This window comes from Streptomyces griseus subsp. griseus, from assembly GCF_003610995.1.
In the GTDB taxonomy this organism is placed as follows: Bacteria; Actinomycetota; Actinomycetes; order Streptomycetales; family Streptomycetaceae; genus Streptomyces.
Map to the genome: position 1 here is coordinate 1027073 of NZ_CP032543.1, position 17176 is coordinate 1044248.

A 17176-nucleotide genomic window follows, 5' to 3' on the forward strand; every position below is an offset into this window, starting at 1 on the left:
GATCGTACCGAGCCGTACGCCCCCGATGCGAACGGCTTCCCCCTCGTCAGGGCTCCTCCCCCGCGCACGCCTCCTCGAAGAGGTCCACGTTCTCCTGGAGCGACTTCATCAGCCGGTCGCGCTCGGCCTCGTCCACCTGCACGGGCGCGACCTGCGAGGCCCCGGTGAGCCGCCGGAAGCCGCCCCGCCGCTCCAGCCGCCCTTCCATCCGCAGCGGCAGCCCGACGAGGTGGGCATGGCCCGCGATCCGGTACGCCTCCTCGTCCAGCTCCACCCGTACGTGCGCGACCTCCGCCCCCGCCAGCACCCGCAGCCGTACGATCCCGGCGCCGCGCGGCCCCGAGCGGCGCAGCCGGACCACCGCGCCGGTGATCCGGACCGGGACGGCGGGCTCCTCGCGGAGGTAGCGGGCCCCGGCGGAGCGCAGGGCGGGCAGGTCGCCCGGGGAGAACTCGACGGGTGCGGGGCGGGCCGGGCAGCCGTCCGGGGTTCCGGCGGCGGGCGCCCACCGCACGTCGATCGCGGCCCCCTCACTGCCGCGCACCAGGGTCACCAGCGCCTCGGTCAGCTCCCGGCTGACGCCCGCCGCCACCGCGCTGTCGAAGGCCTCCATGCCGCCGGTGGCCCGCTGGTAGTCCACGGCCTCGCGGGTGGCGTGCAGGGCGTGGCAGAGCTGTACGGCGACGGCGCGCCCGGAGCCGACGGGGACGAACGCGGTGAGCCTGCGGCCGCCCGGCGCGGGCCCGATGAGGGTGCCCGCCAGCGCCGCCCGGGCCTTTCTGCGGTGCCGGGCCCCGTGGTAGCCGGCCCGGCCGCGGGCGGCGAGCGCCCCGGCGAGGAGGATCTGCCGGGCCGCCGTCCGCAGTTCCTCCGCCTCCGCCCAGCCCGAGGCGCCCGCCGCCCCGGCCGCCGATTCGGGGACCTCGCGCCACCAGCGGACCTCGTCGCTGGGCACGGCGAGCGAGACGAGGATGTCCCGGGCGGAGGGGGCGGCGCTGCGGGAGAGCGCGGTGAGCGCCTCGGCCAGCAGGTCCTCGGTGTCGGGGAAGGCGGCGTTCGCGGGGACCAGCAGGCTGGCGCCGGTGCCCGGTCCGGGCGGGGACCAGCGGCTGTAGCGCCCGGCCGCTCCCCCAGCCGCCGCCAGCCGTACCGGTGCAGGAGCGCGGTGAGCACGGCCGGGTCGGGCAGCGGGGTGCCGTCGCCGCCCGGGTCGGCGTACTCCCTGCTCACGGCGGGGTGCGACCGGGCACCGAACAGTTCCGCCGGGCCCGTGGGTTCGTCCATCGACCGGTGCATCAGGGTCTCCCTCCGGCCCCGACCCGGGCCATGATGTCGCAGAGCGCGCGGTCGTCGAAGATCCGTGCGGTCGGGATACGCACGGTGGTCCGGTACCGGCCCGTCACCGCGTGGCCGGCCAGGTTGGTCCAGTAGCAGCAGTGACGTAGATCGAGGCTGCCGGGCCCGGCGCTCAGCCACTCGTCCTGGCTGCGGGGCACGAGCATCACCACCAGGATCTTGTGGACCGAGACCGGGGTGCGGGCCAGTTTGACCAGGTGGGCGTTGTCGAGGGTGAAGGAGAACTCCCCGCCCGCCGGGTGCGGCGGTATCTGGTAGGTGCACTTGAGCTGCACCTTGATGGTCACTTCGTCGTCGACGGTGTGGGCGGCGGCGCCGTGGCTGACGTGCCAGTCGATGCCGTTGTCGGGGAAGGGCTGGGAGAGCGAGCACCCCGCCGCCGCGGCGACGGCGTGCAGGTAGCCCACCTGAAGGGTCTCCATGCAGGCGGTGGTGGCGAGGGAGCCGCGCAGCGGTGCGGTGCGCTGATCCACCGGCCCGAACGCATCGGCGCGGGCGGGCGGCCCCCCGGGGTCGGGCTGCGCGAGCGCCATGGCTCCGTATGCCTTCCGGACGTGCCGTCAGAAGTGGTTCGGCCAGGACGTCAGAAGTGGCGTCGGCCGAGATGGGGGGAGCAACTTCCCTGTCTCCCACCTGTGTTGTCACCGCAGGAGAACGCCCGCAAACGGCGTATCAGGCAAACAGCACGGGTATCACCGATATCGGGCAGAGGAATCACTCCATCTGCCGCGCAGGTGCGAGGAGTTCGGGGATGATGCACTGGTTCGAAGGGCCGCTGGCCGCCTTTGACACGGAGACGACAGGCGTGGACGTCGAGCAGGACCGGATCGTTTCGGCCGCTCTCGTCGCGCAGGACACGACGGGCGGACGCGTCCGCGTCACCCGCTGGCTGGTCAACCCGGGGATCCCGGTGCCCGCGGGGGCGACCGAGATCCACGGTCTGACCGACGATCACCTTCAGCGCAACGGCCGTTGGCCCGCGCCGGTGATGGACGAGATCGCCCGTTCACTGGCCGAGCAGTGCGCCACGGGCCGCCCGCTGGTCGTGATGAACGCACCGTTCGACCTGACCCTGCTGGACCGCGAGCTGAAGCGGCACCGGGCCTCGTCGCTGGCCGGGTACATGGCGGATGTGCCGCTGCGGGTGGTGGACCCCCGGGTCCTGGACAAACACCTGGACCGCTACCGCAAGGGCCGTCGCACGCTCACGGATCTGTGCCGGCTGTACGAGGTGCCCCTCGACGGCGCCCACGACGCGGCGGCGGACGCCTCGGCCTCGCTGGAGCTGGTACGCGCGATATGCCGGCGCTTCTCCTCCCGGCTGGAGCGGCTCTCCCCGGCCGAGCTGCACACCCTCCAGGCCACCTGGCACGCGGCGCAGGCGCGCGGCCTGGAGGCGTGGTTCGCGAAGAGCGGGGCGCCGGAGCCGGTGGATCCGGCGTGGCCGCTGCGCCCGGAACTGCCCGCGGCGGCGGCCTGAAACGCGCGAAAGCCGGTCCGCCGTGATGCTGGCGGACCGGCTTTCCCCGGTGGGCGATACTGGGTTCGAACCAGTGACCTCTTCGGTGTGAACGAAGCGCTCTCCCACTGAGCTAATCGCCCGGGAACGGGTTGAACCATACAGGGCCCGGCGGCCTTCGTTCAAACCGCTTCCGGCCGGGCCGTCCCCGGGGCGCACGAGGCACGCGCACAGGCGCGGAAACGCTGAAACGCGAAAACTGAGTATCCGAGCGCATGTACGAGGCGGAGGGCCGGGGCCACACTCCCGTACATGGAACATGTGCCGCCGCCCGCCGAGGAACTGGCGCTCCTCGACCGAGAACTGGCTCAGCTGGACACCCGCCGGGCCCAGCTGCTGACCCGCCGTGCCTGGCTGGTCAGCGCGTTGCAGCCGCAGCCGCAGGCACCGAACGGACCGCGCTGGAGCGCTCCGCCCGTCGGCCACGGCTGGGCGCCGGGGCAGGCGTGGCCGGCGGCGTCCCACGCCGCGAAGCCGTCCGGGCCGCCGCGCAGCGCGCAGAACGTGCTGCTGACGCTGGGCGGTCTGCTGCTGACGGTCGCGGCCCTCGCGTTCACCCTCGTCAGCTGGGGCTCCATGGGCATCGGCGGCCGGTCGGCCGTCCTGGCGCTGGTGACTCTGGCCGCGCTCGCGGCCCCGGCGGTCCTGCTGCGCCGGAAGCTCGCGGCCACGGCGGAGGCGCTGGCTGCGCTCGCCCTGGTGCTCACACTGCTGGACGTCTACGCGGTCCACGCGGTGGCGGTGCCGGACGCCGACGGGCTCACGTTCACGGCGGTGGCCTCGGCGGTGCTCGCCGCGCTCTGGACCGCCTACGGCCTGGCGCTGGGCAAGCTGCACCTGCCGTTGCCCGCGGCCGTGTTCCTCGCCCAGTGGCCGCTGCTGCTGGGGGCCTGGGCCGCCGGTGCCCCGGTGATCGTGGTCGGCTGGGCGCTGCTGGTGACGGCCGCTCTCGACGGGGCGATCGCCCTGTGGGCCAAGGGTCTCGGCGTACGGGTCACGGCGGGCATCGGCCTGGCGGTGATGGGGTCGGCCGCGCTGCTGACGGGGCTCGGGGAGTCGCTGACGGCCGACGGTCCGCCCGGTGCCGTGCTGCCGGGCGCCCTGCTGCTGACGGCGGCCTTGGCGGCCCTGGCCGGGGCGTGGCGTGCCCCGAGCGGCTATGCGCAGCTGGGCGGGGCGGTGGCCGGTCTGGCGGCGGTGGCGGCGGTCGGCGGCGTGGTGCGGGCGGCGGTGCCGGGCCCTTGGCACGTTCCGGTGTATCTGTTCTGCGGCCTCGCTCTGCTGTCCGTCGTACGGGCCCGGGTGCCACGGGGCGCCGGGCGCGGGGTGCTGGCGGCGGCGGGCGCGGTGGTGACCGGCGCGCTGGTGTGGGCGCTGCCTCCGGTGGCGGCGGTGCTGCTGGGGCCGGTGCGGCTGGTCGCCGAGGTGTGGGCGGGGGCGCCGGACGGGTTCCGGGGCGCGCTGGGAGCGGCGATGGGGTGGTCGGAGACGGCCACGGCTCCGGTGGTGCTCGCGGTGGTGGCCGGTCTGCTCGGTGCGGCGTACCGGTGGTGGCCGTCGGCGGCCCGGGTCGCCGCTCCGCTGGCCACGCCGGGTGCGAAGGCGCGCGGTGCGGCGGGCGCGGGGGCGCTGGCCCTCGGCTGGGGAACGCTGCTGCTCGCGGCGGCGACGATGGGCGTGCCGTACGCGGTCGCGGTGGCCCTGGAGACGGTGCTGGTGGCGGGGCTGCTGGTGGTGGCGGTGCGGGGTGCGGGGGTCTCCGCCGGTGCCGGGACGGCCGAGGGCGATGGTTCCGGGGCGTCCGCCGGTGGGGTCCCGGACGGTGGTGGCGAGGCGTCCGCCGGTGTCACGGGAGCGGCAGGCGGTGGCCGGTCCGCCGTGGCCGTGACCGCGCTGGTGGCCGCTGCCGTCGGCGCGGTGAGCGTGGGGCTGCTGTCGCTGGCGACGGAGGCGGCGACGTACGCGGTGTCCGGGGCGCTGGTGGTGCTGTTCGCGGGGGCGGCGCTGCGGACGCGTGCGGTGGTGGAGCGGGCGGTGTTCGCGGTGGCCTCGGTGGTGTGGGGTACCGCCCTGACGGGGTGCGTGGCCGGGTCCCTGGGCCTCGACCCGCACGAGGCCGCGCCGCTGCTGCTCCTGGTGCCCGCGCTGACGGTGCTGCTGGGGGCGCGGCTGCGGCTGCGCCCGGTGGCGCTGCCGGTGGAGCTGACCGGGGCGCTGGGGGCGCTGGTGGCCGTGGGTCTCGCGGTGGGCCGGGCGCCGTTCCTGGCCTTGGTGCTCGCGCTCTGCGGGGTGCTGGCGGCGGGGGCGGCGGTGCGCCCGGAGCGGCGGCCCGTGGCGGGATACCTGGCGGCGGTCCTGTTCGTGGCGGCGACCTGGGTCCGGCTGGCGGCCTCGGACGTGTCGGCCCCGGAGGCGTACACCCTGCCGGTGACGGTGCCCGCCCTGGTGGTCGGCGTACTGCGGCGGCGCGAGGACCCCGAGGCGTCCTCCTGGACGGCGTACGGGCCCGGGCTCGCGGCGACGCTGCTGCCGAGCCTGGCCGTGGCCTGGACCGACCCCGACTGGCTGCGGCCGCTGCTGCTGGGGGTGGCGGCACTCGTGGTCACGCTGCTGGGAGCGAAGTACCGGCTCCAGGCGCTGCTGCTGCTCGGCGGTGCGGTGCTGGCCCTGGACACCCTGCACGAGCTGGCGCCGTACGTCGTCCAGGTGGCCGGCGCCCTGCCGCGCTGGCTGCCCCCGGCGCTGGCCGGACTGCTGCTGCTGGCCGTGGGAGCCACGTACGAGCAGCGGCTGCGCGACGCCCGGAAGCTGAAGGACGTGCTGGGCCGGATGCGGTGAGCGGTGCCCGGCTCCGGACCCCCGCGGGGGTCCGGAGCCGGGGAACGCAGAGGCCCCCGAGACTCGGAAGTCTCGGGGGCCTCTGTCCGGGTGGGCGATACTGGGTTCGAACCAGTGACCTCTTCGGTGTGAACGAAGCGCTCTCCCACTGAGCTAATCGCCCGGGCGCACCGCAAACATTACCCCATGTCAGCGCTGCTTCCGGACCGTCCCCGGCGCTACTCGTCGACCGTCCACGGCAGGGCGAGGCCGAACTTCCAGACGTAGATCCCGACCAGCACCGCCATGATCACCAGCCCCAACGTGGTGAGGATGATGTTGCGCCGCCGGACCTCGGGGTCCAGCGCCCGCTGGGCGGCCTCGGTGACCTTGCGCTTCGTCCAGCGCAGCACCAGCTGGGCCCAGACGAACTCGGTCGCCCAGATCGCCATGCCGCCGAAGATCACCAGCCAGCCGGGCCCCGGCAGCACCAGCATCAGCACCCCGGCCACCACGACACCGAGGCCGACGACGAAGACGCCGACCTGCCAGCTCAGGTGGAGCGGTCTCGACGCCTTGATGAAGGCCGGCGCCCGCGATCCCAGCTCACGCTCCACCTTGGTGGTGCCCCCCGCGGCGGACTCCGGGGCCGCCTTCCCGGCGACCTCGATCCGCTCGTCACTCTCCGCGTTCATGGAGCTCAACCTACCCGACCCACCGTCGTCACTTGAATGGGCGCATGACTCAAAGTTACACACCGCCGGGCGAGGGACCCGAAGCATCACAAATGGGTCAGAGGGGTTTACAACGCCACCGTAGGTGGCATGTCGATTTCGCCGACGTGCGAATCCCCGAGCGCACACTGAGCGAAAGGCCCTGGCGCTTATGAACACCACGGTCAGCTGCGAGCTGCACCTGCGCCTCGTTGTGTCGAGCGAGTCCTCACTGCCTGTACCCGCGGGCCTGCGGTATGACACGGCCGATCCCTATGCCGTGCACGCCACCTTCCACACCGGAGCGGAGGAGACGGTCGAATGGGTTTTCGCCCGTGACCTCCTTGCCGAGGGGCTGCACCGGCCCACCGGCACCGGAGACGTCCGCGTCTGGCCATCCCGTAGTCACGGTCAAGGCGTCGTCTGCATCGCACTGAGCTCCCCAGAGGGCGAAGCCCTGCTCGAAGCTCCGGCGAGAGCCCTGGAGTCGTTCCTGAAGAGGACCGACGCCGCGGTTCCGCCCGGCACCGAGCATCGTCACTTCGATCTCGACACGGAGCTCTCCCACATCCTGGCCGAGAGCTGAGCCAGGCCGACAGCTGCCCGGCGCCGTCCGACTCGGGGAGACGGCGTCGCGCGGACAACCACATAAGGCAGACACCGGCGCCGTCGCCGCGGAAACCACCGCGGCGACGGCGCCGGTGCGTGCGCCACGGCCCCGGGAGCGCGCCGGTGACCAGAACGGGCCCCCGCTCCCCCACGGGCCCGCACCGGACCGGGAAGCGGCGGGGCGAGCCAGTAGAGTCAGCCGCCACCGGCAGGCGCCCGCCCGCCGGAAGGCCAGGGAGCGAAGCGTGCTGATCCCTCACGACACCCGGATCGCCCTCGACACGGTGGTCGATCTGGTGAACACCGCACCGGAGAGCGAGCCGCCCGAGGACGGCCCGACGGACGGACTCGTGGACGGTCACGAGGACGGGCTCGCCGATCTGGCGGCGCTGTACGCGTTCGCCGAGCGGCACCACATCAGCGGCGTGGGCACCCTCGGGGAGAAGGACCTGGGTGCCGTACGGGACGTCCGGAGCCACTTCGCCGAGGTCTTCGCGGCGCCCGACGCACGTAGCGCGGCCGACCTCGTCAACCGGCTCGTCGCCGCGGCGGGGACCACACCCCAGCTCACCGACCACGACGGCTACGACTGGCACGTGCACTACTTCGCCCCGGACGCCTCGCTCTCCGACCACCTCGCGGCCGACTGCGGTATGGCCCTGGCCTTCATCATCGTGGCCGGCGAGCAGGAACGGCTGCGGCGCTGCGAGGCGCCCGACTGCGGGCGCGCCTTCGTCGACCTCTCGCGCAACCGCTCCCGCCGCTACTGCTCCAGCCGCACCTGCGGCAACCGGCTCCACGTCGCCGCCTACCGGGCCCGGCGCCGGGAGGCCGGGTCATAACAGGAACAGGTCATGCAGCGCCGCCATCAGCAGCAGGCTCCCGATGACCGTCAGAAAGATCATCAGGGGTGGCTGGGAGAGCGCGAAGAGGCAGCCACGGGGCTCTTCGGCAGGGGGTGCGGGGGCTTCGCCCCGGGATGTGTCCACCATCTCCGGGCGATCATGACTCACCGGGGACCCGGTTGGCGATCAACCTTCCCCATTGGAGCGGGAGTTCACCGTCACGTGGTCCCCGGAATTCGCTCCGGCGTCCGAGACGCCGTCAGGCATTCGGACCCGACCCGCCGAAACCGCGCGTGTGGCGGCTGCCGCGACGCTCGGACAGCGGGCCCCTCAGGTGCCGCGCGTGGTCAGATGCCGTGCTTCTTCAGGATCGCCTCGATGTCGCTGAAGTCGTCGCCGGGCGCGGTGGCCTCCTGCCTCTTCTTCGGCTTCGGTGCCGCCGCCGCTGTCGCCGGCCGGGCCTGGCCGCCGGCGCCGAGCGAGGGCGCGGAGGCGCCCGGGGCAACGGCCTCGTTGCGCTCGGCGGCCCGGGCGGCCTTGCGCTCCGCACGGGTCGTGCCGCTGCGGCGCTCCACGGCCCGGGTGGTCATGAAGAGCAGCCAGGCGAGGCCGAGCACACCGAAGCCGATCCAGACGCTCGGCTTGAACGCGATGCCCGAGACCCACTGGACGACCCCGGTCAGGACGAGCCCGACCGGCACGAGGGAGTAGGCGGCGATCCTGGTCGCGGTGAGGAACCGCTTGCGGTAGGCGGTGACCGCGGCGATGCCCAGGCCCGCCGCCGACGCCGCGGAACAGATGGTCTCGGCAAGCATCGGGGCCTCCAGGCGCACGGGGAAACGTCCCCTCCATCCTGCACCGACGACCGGCATCGGGGCCACGGCGCCGGTCCACTTCAGGGACATTTCAGGGCCGGGCTCCTCCCCAGGTGCCGTGGACACCGTGGTCACGGGTGCGGATTGGGAGCTGCCCGGCCGGCCTGAAAGACTGGTTCCATGAGCGATTCCACCCCTGCGGCACCGGTCGTCCTCGACCTCTGGTGCGATCTCGAATGCCCCGACTGCCACCGGGCCCTCAGCGATGTGCGTGCCGTGCGCGCCCGGTACGGCGACCGGGTCGAGATCCGGCTGCGGCACTTCCCGCTGGAGAAGCACAAGCACGCCTACGCCGCGGCCCAGGCCGCCGAGGAGGCCGCCGCCCAGGGGCAGGACTGGCCCTACACCGAGGCGCTCCTGTCCAGGACCGAGCAGCTCGCGAAGGGCGGGGAGCCGGTGCTCCTCGATGTGGCCCGTGAACTGGGCCTGGACGCTGAGGAGTTCGACACCGCGCTCATCGACGGCCGCCATCTGCTGATCGTCGACGCGGACCAGGCCGAGGGCAAGGCGATCGGGGTCACCGGCACGCCCACCTATGTGATCGGCGACGAGCGGCTGGACGGCGGCAAGAGCCAGGAAGGGCTGCGCGAGCGGATCGAGGAGATCATCGACCGGCTGCTCGCCGCGCAGGGCTGACGCCCCGGCTCCCTGGCGTAGCGCCTACAGCGCCTTGGCCAGGTTGTACCGGGTCGTCGCATAGCCGAGGGACTCGTACAGCCGCAGCGCCGGGGTGTTCGAGGCGAAGACGTGCAGGCCGAGCCGGTCGTGGCCCCAGGAGCGGGTCTCGTCCTCGGCGAGGAGCATCAGGGCCCGCCCGAAGCCGCGGCCCCGGTGCTCCTCACGCACCTCGACGTCGAAGACGAACCCGGCGGTCGTGCCCGGCTCCAGCTCCCTCAGCGCCAGCCAGACATGGCCGACCACCGCGCCGCCGTGGACCAGCACCCGGAACCGCACGCCCTCGGTGGCCAGACCGTCGGGAAGGTTGCCCGCGTGGTCGGCCTCGGACTTGAGCCGTGCGTGCTCGGGCGGTACGCCCCTCTCCACCCACTCCTGCGCGTACGCCCGCACCGCGTCGCGCAGCCACTCCGCGTACTCCCGCTCGCTCATCGGGCGTGCGGTGAGACCCTCGGGGAGGGGCGCGGTCTCCGGGCCGAGGGTCTTGACCATGTTGCGGCTGCGTTCGGTGTAGCCGAGGGCGGCCGCGAGGCGCCGGGCGGGCTCGCTCTCCGCCGGTACCTCGGTCCGCACATGCGTGCAGCCCCACCCCCGCAGCACCTCCTCGGCGGCGAGCGCGGCGATGGTGCCCCGGCCGCGCCTGCGCCGCTCCTCGTCGACGCTCAGGGAGCGCACCACCCCGGCCGAGGCGCCGAACGCGTCGTCGGTGCTGATCGACACGGCGCCGACGGGGCGGCCGTTGTCGCACACGTCGTAGCTGCGCGCCCGCGCGCCGTCGGCGCCTTGCTGAAGCGGCCCGGACGGCCGGAGTGTCGTGGTCATCAAAGGGTTTGTATCCCCTGGACGGTCCCACGTCACGCGCTTTTCCGGCCCCATGGGAAAGCGTTTACGGGTCCAGGTCGTTCCCGGCCCGCTCGTCGAAGATCCGCATGGCCTTGGCCGTCACCGGCCCGGGCTCGGGCGCCAGCTCCCGGTCGTCCACCCGGTGCACGGCCTGGATGTCGCGGAGCGTGGAGGTCAGGAAGACCTCGTCGGCCTCGGCGAGCACCTCCATCGGCAGGTCGCTCTCCTCGGCCCCGGTCCACTCCACGGCCAGCGCGCGGGTGATTCCGGCGAGGCACCCGGAGGCGACCGGCGGGGTGTGGATGCGGCCGTCCACCACGACGAACACGTTGGACCCGGTCCCTTCGCAGAGCCGGCCGGCCGTGTTCGGGAAGAGCGCCTCGGAGGCGCCTCGCTCGCGGGCCCGGGCGAGGGCGACGACGTTCTCGGCGTACGAGGTGGTCTTGAGGCCGGTGAGGGCGCCGCGCTCGTTGCGGGTCCAGGGGACCGTGATCACCGCGGTGGTGTCCGGGCGGCGGCTCACCCCGTCCAGCGCGACGATCAGGCTGGGCCCGGCGTCGCCCCGGTCCGAGCCGAGCGGGGAGAGGCCGCCGGTGTACGTGATCCGCAGCCGCCCCAGCGGTACGGGGTTGGCGTCGACGACCGCCGTCGCGGCGCGCCGGACCTCGTCCAGGTCCGGGTCGGGCAGGCCGAGGCCGCGTGCGGACCGGGTGAGGCGGTCGATGTGGCGGGTGAGGGCGAAGGGCCTGCCCTCGCTGGTGCGGACCGTCTCGAAGATGCCGTCGCCCACGGTCAGCCCGTGGTCCAGCACTGACAGCCGGGCATCATCGGCGTCCCGCAGCCCGCCGTTGACCCAAATCCTCATGAAACGGTCCTTCCTGTCTGCTCGAACCCGGTCTGCTCGAACCTGCCCGACGCTACCGCGAGCAGTCGCGACGCCTTCAGTTCGGTCTCGTCCCACTCGCGCTCGGGGTCGGAGCCCCAGGTGATGCCGGCGCCGGTGCCGAAGCGCAGGAGCGGCGCGGGGCCGGTCCGGTCGATCCAGAACGTCCGTATGCCCACCGCCAGGGAGGCCGTTCTCCGGTCGGCGTCGACCCAGCCGACCGCACCGCAGTACGGTCCGCGCGGCGCCCGCTCCAGCTCCTCGATGATCCGCAGCGCGCTGGACTTCGGCGCCCCGGTGACGGAGCCGGGCGGGAACGCCGCCGTGAGCAGCTCCGGCCATCCCGCCCCCACCGCCAGCTCGCCCCGCACGGTGGAGACGAGGTGGACGAGGCCCGGGTGCTTCTCCACCACGCAGAGGTCGGGGACGGTGACGCTGCCGGTGGCGCAGACCCGACCGAGGTCGTTGCGCACCAGGTCCACGATCATCACGTTCTCCGCGTGGTCCTTCTCCAGCAGATCGCCCTCGGTGCGCCCGGTCCCCTTGATCGGCCCGGACTCGACGGTCCGCCCGTCCCGGCGGAGGAACAGCTCGGGGGACGCGGTGGCGACCTCGACCCCGTGGCCGGGCAGGCGGATCGTTCCTGCGTACGGCGCCGGGTTGCCGCGCGCGAGCAGGGCGGTCAGGGCGTCCACATCGGCCCGGCCGGGGTCGGGCAGCGGCGCGGAGAGGACCCGGCAGAGGTTGGCCTGATAGACCTCGCCCGCGGCGATGTACGCACGGATCCGCCGTACGCCCGCCGTGTAGGCGCCACGGTCCAGCGAGGTCGTCCACCCCCGGCGGCGGGCCCGCGCCAGGCTCCGGGCACCGGGGCGGGCACCTCCTCCCGTCGTACGGAGGAGAAGCGGGCGCAGACCGTACGGCCCTCGAAGTCTGCGCATACCGCCCAGAAGCCGGACGAGTCGAGAGCCGCGGGGTCGTCGGTCACATCCTGGAGACCGGAGGCGACGAGGCCGCCGAAGCGGGCCATGGGAGCGAGGGGGAACACCCTGCTGAGTCTAGAACCGCCCGCGATGACCTGCGCCGGGGCGACGGTACGGCGGCGCTACGGCGACCATCTGCGCAAACGCGTTTTTGTACTGGCCCGGGAATCCGCTAGAGTTCAACACGTCGCCGGGACGCGCAAGCGGTCCGGGAAAGACAAGCGGACGTAGCTCAGTTGGTAGAGCGCAACCTTGCCAAGGTTGAGGTCGCCAGTTCGAACCTGGTCGTCCGCTCGCAGAAGGTGGGGGATCTTCCCGAACCCCCATCCCTGGTGGAGTGGCCGAGAGGCGAGGCAACGGCCTGCAAAGCCGTCTACACGGGTTCAAATCCCGTCTCCACCTCCAAGGACGATTAGCTCAGCGGGAGAGCGCTTCCCTGACACGGAAGAGGTCACTGGTTCAATCCCAGTATCGTCCACTGATCCGCAAGGATCATCGGTCCGCGAGGATCCCCGCGCGATTAGCTCAGCGGGAGAGCGCTTCCCTGACACGGAAGAGGTCACTGGTTCAATCCCAGTATCGCGCACGCAGTAAACGCAGGGTTGCCCTGCGCGATTAGCTCAGCGGGAGAGCGCTTCCCTGACACGGAAGAGGTCACTGGTTCAATCCCAGTATCGCGCACCACCGAGAACCCCCGGCCGTCTCCACGGCCGGGGGTTCTTTCGTGCTGGGGCCTGTGCGCCGTCAGGACGAGAAGAGCATCCGGCCGAAGCCCTTCTGGCGGCGGTGGCCGTAGTGCCCGCCGTGCTGCTGGCCGTACTGCGGGGCACCCCAGGCGGGGGCGTGGGCCGGCGGAGCCGCCTGCGGGTAGGCCTGAGGGGCGGGCGGCGGGGGCGGGGCCTGCTGGGCCCACTGCGACTCCAGGCGGGTCAGCGACTCCAGCTCGCCGTAGTCCAGGAATATCCCCCGGCAGCCGCTGCACTGCTCGATCTGGACGCCGTTGCGGTTGTACGTCTGCATCTGCGCATGACACTTGGGACACTGCATCATTCGGCTCGACTCCTCGCCCTCGTTGTGCCGCCGCCGGAAAGCCTGTCCGGCCACGGTGCGTTCAGCCTACGACGCGCACCCGTCCGCCAACTCGGGCGGGAACGTAGCGATTCGGGCACAGGAATCGATCATCAGCTGCTCCATCTCGTCCGGCTCCCGGCCCTCCGCCGCGCACTTGGCGAGGGCGACGGCCGCCGTCTGGACCGTCAGCGCGCGGGCGGGGACGTCCAGTTGCGGCCAGGGGTCCCCCTCGGCGGGCACTGCGGGCCCCCCGGCGGAGCGGTAGGCGTCCAGGAACAGCAGCCAGTCCTCCGGGGCCAGCACCCCGGCCGCGTACCAGGCGGCGGGCCGGGCCAGGTCCCAGGCCGGGTCCCCCTGCCCCGCGTCGTCCACATCGATGAGCAACCAGGGCCCGCCCGGGACGGGATGACGGACGAGCTGCCCCAGGTGCAGGTCCCCGTGGCAGAGGAAGCGCGAGCGCGCGGCGGGCGGTACGGCCTCGCCCCGCGCCCAGGCCGGCAGGGCATCCCAGGCGGCCAGTACGGGGAGGGCGGCACCGCCGCCGGGGAGGGCGGCCACCATCCGGGCGACCGCCCGGGCCGCCTTGACGGGGCCGCGCATCGGCGGGGTCGGGAGCGGAAGCGGAGAAACGGTTCGGTGGAGGCGGGCGAGCAGGACGGCGGCGTCGGCCCAGGGGGCCGCGTCGGGGGCCTTGGGGTCGACGGGGGTGCCGTACGGCCAGAAGGTGACGGGCCGGGGGGCGGTCCCCGGCGTGACGGCCGGGCCAGGACCGGTGAGCGGCGCGAGAAGGATGCCGCTCAGCTGCGGCGCAGACGCCAGCGCGAGGCGGGCGGCCAGGGCGTCGCGGTCGATGTCGGCGGCATGAGCCTTGGCCACGACCGGACCACTGCGGACCACGGTGCCGTCCGGCCGGTCGGCCAGGAGCTGGGGTGGCGCGCAGGCACAGGGGGTCGCGCGCGGGGTTCCCGGCGGGTGGTGGAGACGGTGGGCGAGGGCGCCCAGCCGGCGGATGAGGGGCTCGGGGGCGGCCGGGTCGTCGACGACCGGCTCGGGGACGGATCGCTCATGGGCCGCCGGATGGGGAGACGTCGGCAGAGACGTGACCTGCTCGGGGGCGGATGGCTCGGCGGCGGGCGGCACGAGGGCTGCTGGTACGGCAGCCGCTGCAACGGAGGCGGGCGGATTGGAGGCGGCTGGCGCGGGGGCGGGCGACGTCGAGGCGGGCGGCTCGGCGGCGGACGCGGTCGGGGCGGATGCGTCGGCAGCCGTCGGCACGGGGACGGACAGCACGGGAAGGGCCGGGGCGGAGGCGGCTGGCACGGGGGCGGGCGGCTCGGCGGCGAGCGGCTCGGCGGCGGGCGGCACGGGGACGGACGCGGTCGGGGCGGATGCGTCGGCAGCCGCCGGCACCGGGGTCACTGAATCCGTGCGGGGTGGCGTCGGGGTGGTCGGGTCGTGGTCGGCTGAGGTTGAGGTGGTACGCAACGGCTCCCCCGGCGACGGTCGGTCCCGGCCCTGCCGCCGGTCCCTGCTGAGCGTACGCGGAGGGCGGTGCCGAGAGCGGTAGAGCCGCCGGGCGGCCGGGCAGGCGGGGCGTCGGAGCCGCCACGCGGGGCGCCCGCGCGGGCCCCGCCCGGTTCATACCGATTCGCACCGGCGTGTCCCTGCCCATAGGGAGCGTGGCCGCAGGAGACGCCGCCGTACGCCATGGGTCCGGACAGCGCGATGCCCGGTCAGCTCCCCAGCTGACCGGACAAACGCTGCCGTCCGCCGCACCCCCGTCCCCACGGGGCTGTTGGCCCGATACCCGGGTCCGGACCGCTCTTCCGGACCCCGGGCGCCGCTCAGCGCCCCAGCATCACAGCCACGGACGACGCCTGTGTGACCACCGCGTCCCAGCCGCCGAAGGCGACTGCGAGCAGGGCCGCCAGGGGGAGAACCATGGCCGTCGCCACCAACGGGTGACGGGTGCCGGTCGGGCGGGCGCCGAACGAGGCGTAGGCCCTGCGTCCCTGCGTGCGGATCATGGTCCGCGCTGCCGTGTCCGACATGGTTCCTCTCCTGACCTGATGTGGAGCGACGGGCGTGTGACCTCGGGGGACGAGTGCTGCGCCCGCCGCTTAACCTCAACATTAGGTAACCGGTGAGCACGCGGCGTCATGCCCGCGTACCGATTCCCGGGCCTCCCGGAGGATGAGCCACCGGCGGTCGGCGTACTCCCCTGGGTGGAGACGGCCCCTGCGGCCTTGGGGTCATCCCGGAGGGGACACAGGGGGGCCACCACCCCCGGGGAGGGTCCCGCCGGGTGACTTCACTCACTCCCTCCACCCTCCGAAGGAGGGTGCATCGGGGTTCGTGGCAGCCCCTGAGGGCCGTCACCGTGTACGTCCGGGTGGTATCCACACCCTCCTCAACCGACTCATCCCGGCCACCATGGCTTGATCCAACACCCCTTGTTCGAGAGCCCTTTGCCGCACTGCCGAGGCCGACGGGCCCGGAACCGGCACCCTCTGACCGCCCTTCACCTCTCCCACCGGGCACGGACAATCGAATCCCGTGCGAGGGCGCGGCCTCTGAGCGCACCGGGCGCGGGGTACGTAAGCTGTGCCTCGTCAGGCGGACCAGGCAGCGGGGATGGGCAGACGATGGCGATGATGCGGCTCCGGCGCGAGGACCCGCGTCTCGTCGGCTCGTTCCGGCTGCACCGACGGCTCGGCGCGGGCGGCATGGGCGTGGTCTACCTCGGCTCCGACCGGCGCGGCCAGCGGGTGGCGCTCAAGGTGATCCGGCCCGATCTGGCGGAGGACCAGGAGTTCCGGTCCCGTTTCGCGCGCGAGGTGTCTGCCGCGCGGCGGATCCGGGGCGGCTGTACGGCCCGGCTCGTCGCCGCCGACCTGGAGGCGGACCGCCCCTGGTTCGCGACGCAGTACGTCCCCGGCCCCTCGCTGCACGACAAGGTCGCCGAGGAAGGGCCCCTGGCCGCCGCCGAGGTGGCCACGATCGGCGCGGCGCTCTCCGAGGGACTGGTCGCGGTGCACGAGGCGGGCGTGGTCCACCGGGACCTCAAGCCGTCGAACATCCTCCTCTCCCCCAAGGGTCCGCGCATCATCGACTTCGGCATCGCCTGGGCGACCGGGGCCAGCACCCTGACCCATGTCGGTACGGCGGTGGGGTCGCCCGGCTTCCTCGCGCCCGAGCAGGTCCGGGGCGCGGCGGTGACCCCCGCGACGGACGTCTTCTCGCTCGGCGCGACCCTGGCGTACGCGGCGATGGCCGACTCCCCCTTCGGGCACGGCAGTTCCGAGGTGATGCTCTACCGCGTGGTGCACGAGGAGGCACAGCTCCACGGGGTGCACGACGCCTTGGCCCCCTGATCCGCGCCTGTCTCGCCAAGGACCCGGAGGAGCGGCCGAGCACGCTCCAACTGTCCATGCGGCTCAAGGAGATCGCGGCGCGCGAGGCGCAGGGCCTGCACGAGAGCCGGCCGCCCGCCCAGCGCTCGGCGCAGGAGGCGGACCGGGCCACCGGCCGTCTCGACGGCCCGTACACCGAGCAGCACACCCGTCGCGCGGAGGGACCTTCCTCGGCGGGCCGCCCGCAGCAGGGCCGGCGTCCGGCACCCTCGCGTTCGGGGGGCGGGGGCGCGCCGCGCACCGGTGGGTCCCGGCCGCAGCGGGTGCCGCGCTCCACGACGGGTTCCGGGAAGCGGCCGGGGGCGACGAACGGGCGGCCGGGGACGCGTACCGGGGCCCGTACGACCTCGGCGGGACGGCGTCCGGCCAATCCCCGGCTGCTGCGCCAGCGGCTGGTGGTGTTCGTGGTGGTGACGTTGCTGGTGGCGCTGGGGATCGCGGCCGCGCAAGGGTGCCAGGGGCCGGCGAGCGGGCTGGGCGGGAGCGAGCTTCCGAACCGGCCGGACCAGGTGTCGCACGCGCTGGTGTCCGAGCGGAGCCAGTGGCAGGCCGAGTCGCGCTGAGGCTTGGCCTC

General features: G+C 73.8%; 14 protein-coding genes, 7 tRNA genes and 3 pseudogenes. 11 read left to right on the plus strand and 13 right to left on the minus strand.

What is annotated here, in order from left to right:
• Positions 1 to 46: 46 nt before the first annotated feature.
• Positions 47 to 1296: pseudogene (locus tag D6270_RS04695) on the minus strand (hypothetical protein).
• On the minus strand, positions 1296 to 1889 hold the full coding sequence (locus tag D6270_RS04700) for a DUF4365 domain-containing protein (RefSeq protein WP_109166593.1): 594 nt from the start codon (positions 1887 to 1889) through the stop codon (positions 1296 to 1298). Before D6270_RS04700 ends, D6270_RS04695 begins: the two are co-directional and overlap by 1 nt.
• 218 nt (positions 1890 to 2107) lie before the next feature.
• On the opposite strand from D6270_RS04700, the gene D6270_RS04705 reads away from it, so the two are divergent.
• Entirely contained in the window at positions 2108 to 2836 is a 729-nt protein-coding gene (locus D6270_RS04705) for a 3'-5' exonuclease (RefSeq protein ID WP_109166592.1), read from the plus strand.
• A gap of 50 nt (positions 2837 to 2886) precedes the next feature.
• Here D6270_RS04705 and D6270_RS04710 read toward each other — a convergent pair.
• A tRNA-Val gene (locus D6270_RS04710) sits at positions 2887 to 2958 on the minus strand.
• A 169-nt stretch (positions 2959 to 3127) separates the two neighbouring features.
• Here D6270_RS04710 and D6270_RS04715 point away from each other — a divergent pair.
• On the plus strand, positions 3128 to 5713 hold the full coding sequence (locus D6270_RS04715) for an SCO7613 C-terminal domain-containing membrane protein (RefSeq protein ID WP_109166591.1): 2586 nt from the start codon (positions 3128 to 3130) through the stop codon (positions 5711 to 5713).
• Positions 5714 to 5804: 91 nt separating this feature from the next.
• Here the strand turns inward: D6270_RS04715 and D6270_RS04720 are convergent.
• Together D6270_RS04720 and D6270_RS04725 are read right to left on the minus strand one after the other, a co-directional pair.
• Positions 5805 to 5876: transfer RNA gene (locus tag D6270_RS04720), tRNA-Val, on the minus strand.
• 55 nt (positions 5877 to 5931) lie between these two features.
• A complete protein-coding gene (locus tag D6270_RS04725; protein ID WP_109166590.1) occupies positions 5932 to 6387 on the minus strand; it encodes a TIGR02611 family protein in 456 nt (151 codons plus the stop codon).
• Positions 6388 to 6577: 190 nt separating this feature from the next.
• On the opposite strand from D6270_RS04725, the gene D6270_RS04730 reads away from it, so the two are divergent.
• Both D6270_RS04730 and D6270_RS04735 read left to right on the plus strand, forming a co-directional pair.
• Positions 6578 to 6991 carry an SsgA family sporulation/cell division regulator gene (locus tag D6270_RS04730; protein WP_003959770.1) on the plus strand — a complete coding sequence of 138 codons (414 nt, stop codon included), beginning with the start codon at positions 6578 to 6580 and terminating at the stop codon, positions 6989 to 6991.
• Between the two features lie 268 nt (positions 6992 to 7259).
• On the plus strand, positions 7260 to 7856 hold the full coding sequence (locus D6270_RS04735; protein WP_109166589.1) for a CGNR zinc finger domain-containing protein: 597 nt from the start codon (positions 7260 to 7262) through the stop codon (positions 7854 to 7856).
• On the opposite strand, the gene D6270_RS32785 is transcribed toward D6270_RS04735, so the two are convergent.
• Positions 7851 to 8006, minus strand: a complete 156-nt coding sequence (locus tag D6270_RS32785) for a hypothetical protein (protein WP_164711272.1) — start codon at positions 8004 to 8006, stop codon at positions 7851 to 7853. The two genes, D6270_RS04735 and D6270_RS32785, sit on opposite strands and share 6 nt — an antisense overlap.
• A 200-nt stretch (positions 8007 to 8206) precedes the next feature.
• Positions 8207 to 8674: a hypothetical protein gene (locus tag D6270_RS04740; RefSeq protein WP_109167588.1), complete on the minus strand. Its 468-nt coding sequence runs from the start codon at positions 8672 to 8674 to the stop codon at positions 8207 to 8209.
• 180 nt (positions 8675 to 8854) lie between these two features.
• Here D6270_RS04740 and D6270_RS04745 point away from each other — a divergent pair, with 180 nt between their 5' ends.
• Positions 8855 to 9370: a DsbA family protein gene (locus D6270_RS04745; protein ID WP_109166588.1), complete on the plus strand. Its 516-nt coding sequence runs from the start codon at positions 8855 to 8857 to the stop codon at positions 9368 to 9370.
• 24 nt (positions 9371 to 9394) lie between these two features.
• On the opposite strand, the gene D6270_RS04750 is transcribed toward D6270_RS04745, so the two are convergent.
• From D6270_RS04750 to D6270_RS04760, 3 genes and pseudogenes are all read right to left on the minus strand, one after another.
• A complete protein-coding gene (locus D6270_RS04750; RefSeq protein ID WP_109166587.1) occupies positions 9395 to 10231 on the minus strand; it encodes a GNAT family N-acetyltransferase in 837 nt (278 codons plus the stop codon).
• Positions 10232 to 10295: 64 nt separating this feature from the next.
• Positions 10296 to 11117, minus strand: a complete 822-nt coding sequence (locus tag D6270_RS04755; RefSeq protein ID WP_109166586.1) for an aminotransferase class IV — start codon at positions 11115 to 11117, stop codon at positions 10296 to 10298.
• Positions 11114 to 12165: pseudogene (locus D6270_RS04760) on the minus strand (chorismate-binding protein). The gene D6270_RS04755 and the pseudogene D6270_RS04760 overlap by 4 nt, the downstream one beginning before the upstream one ends.
• A gap of 174 nt (positions 12166 to 12339) precedes the next feature.
• Between D6270_RS04760 and D6270_RS04765 the strand changes: the two are divergent.
• The 5 genes from D6270_RS04765 to D6270_RS04785 all read left to right on the plus strand — a co-directional run bounded on the left by D6270_RS04765 (position 12340) and on the right by D6270_RS04785 (position 12802).
• Positions 12340 to 12412 (plus strand) — tRNA-Gly (locus D6270_RS04765).
• Between the two features lie 37 nt (positions 12413 to 12449).
• Positions 12450 to 12523: transfer RNA gene (locus tag D6270_RS04770), tRNA-Cys, on the plus strand.
• 1 nt (position 12524) lies between these two features.
• Positions 12525 to 12596: transfer RNA gene (locus D6270_RS04775), tRNA-Val, on the plus strand.
• A 36-nt stretch (positions 12597 to 12632) separates the two neighbouring features.
• A tRNA-Val gene (locus tag D6270_RS04780) sits at positions 12633 to 12704 on the plus strand.
• Between the two features lie 23 nt (positions 12705 to 12727).
• Positions 12728 to 12802: transfer RNA gene (locus tag D6270_RS04785), tRNA-Val, on the plus strand.
• Positions 12803 to 12862: 60 nt separating this feature from the next.
• Here the strand turns inward: D6270_RS04785 and D6270_RS04790 are convergent.
• The 3 genes from D6270_RS04790 to D6270_RS04805 all read right to left on the minus strand — a co-directional run bounded on the left by D6270_RS04790 (position 12863) and on the right by D6270_RS04805 (position 15240).
• A complete protein-coding gene (locus D6270_RS04790; RefSeq protein WP_030574246.1) occupies positions 12863 to 13168 on the minus strand; it encodes a TFIIB-type zinc ribbon-containing protein in 306 nt (101 codons plus the stop codon).
• 66 nt (positions 13169 to 13234) lie between these two features.
• Positions 13235 to 14200: a phosphotransferase family protein gene (locus D6270_RS04795; RefSeq protein ID WP_225977026.1), complete on the minus strand. Its 966-nt coding sequence runs from the start codon at positions 14198 to 14200 to the stop codon at positions 13235 to 13237.
• Positions 14201 to 15033: 833 nt separating this feature from the next.
• Positions 15034 to 15240, minus strand: coding sequence for a hypothetical protein (locus tag D6270_RS04805; RefSeq protein ID WP_109166583.1), 207 nt, complete (start codon positions 15238 to 15240; stop codon positions 15034 to 15036).
• Positions 15241 to 15834: 594 nt separating this feature from the next.
• On the opposite strand from D6270_RS04805, the pseudogene D6270_RS04810 reads away from it, so the two are divergent.
• A pseudogene (locus tag D6270_RS04810) lies at positions 15835 to 17165 on the plus strand (protein kinase domain-containing protein).
• The last annotated feature ends 11 nt before the right edge of the window (positions 17166 to 17176 follow it).

Excerpts from the sequence above, each read along its gene's own strand:
- D6270_RS04730 (WP_003959770.1), top strand. The coding sequence starts at position 6,578 with ATGAACACCACGGTCAGCTGCGAGCTGCACCTGCGCCTCGTTGTGTCG.
- D6270_RS32785 (WP_164711272.1), bottom strand. The coding sequence starts at position 8,006 with ATGGTGGACACATCCCGGGGCGAAGCCCCCGCACCCCCTGCCGAAGAG.
- D6270_RS04755 (WP_109166586.1), bottom strand. The coding sequence starts at position 11,117 with ATGAGGATTTGGGTCAACGGCGGGCTGCGGGACGCCGATGATGCCCGG.
- D6270_RS04740 (WP_109167588.1), bottom strand. The coding sequence starts at position 8,674 with ATGCTTGCCGAGACCATCTGTTCCGCGGCGTCGGCGGCGGGCCTGGGC.
- D6270_RS04805 (WP_109166583.1), bottom strand. The coding sequence starts at position 15,240 with ATGTCGGACACGGCAGCGCGGACCATGATCCGCACGCAGGGACGCAGG.
- D6270_RS04790 (WP_030574246.1), bottom strand. The coding sequence starts at position 13,168 with ATGATGCAGTGTCCCAAGTGTCATGCGCAGATGCAGACGTACAACCGC.
- D6270_RS04745 (WP_109166588.1), top strand. The coding sequence starts at position 8,855 with ATGAGCGATTCCACCCCTGCGGCACCGGTCGTCCTCGACCTCTGGTGC.
- D6270_RS04715 (WP_109166591.1), top strand. The coding sequence starts at position 3,128 with ATGGAACATGTGCCGCCGCCCGCCGAGGAACTGGCGCTCCTCGACCGA.
- D6270_RS04750 (WP_109166587.1), bottom strand. The coding sequence starts at position 10,231 with ATGACCACGACACTCCGGCCGTCCGGGCCGCTTCAGCAAGGCGCCGAC.
- D6270_RS04700 (WP_109166593.1), bottom strand. The coding sequence starts at position 1,889 with ATGGCGCTCGCGCAGCCCGACCCCGGGGGGCCGCCCGCCCGCGCCGAT.
- D6270_RS04705 (WP_109166592.1), top strand. The coding sequence starts at position 2,108 with ATGATGCACTGGTTCGAAGGGCCGCTGGCCGCCTTTGACACGGAGACG.
- D6270_RS04725 (WP_109166590.1), bottom strand. The coding sequence starts at position 6,387 with ATGAACGCGGAGAGTGACGAGCGGATCGAGGTCGCCGGGAAGGCGGCC.